1 protein-coding gene is annotated in these 245 nt (G+C 51.0%); it reads left to right on the forward strand.

Going from position 1 to position 245, the window contains the following annotated elements:
* Positions 1 to 245: hypothetical protein (locus AC2A6O_RS29070; RefSeq protein WP_498932189.1), on the forward strand; the 245-nt coding region annotated here is incomplete at both ends.

Raw genomic sequence — 245 nt, forward strand, 5'->3', positions numbered from 1 at the left:
AAGAGCTGGCCGCATTTGAGAAAACGGAAGAAGGCAGGGCCTTCTTTGCCGGCAACAAGCGCTACGGTGGCATCAAAGTTCCATATGAGAATGTCGTGCAGATGGTTGAACTGATCCGTGGTGATGAAGAGCTGCACGAGGCTTTACGGAAGAAAATCTGGTTTGCGGCCTATGCCGAAAAGCATGATCTGGAAGTTCACGATGATGAGTTTGTAGAGCTGAACCCGCTCGAGGCTCATGACACC

The sequence above is a fragment of the Labrenzia sp. ATLA3 genome (assembly GCF_057180185.1).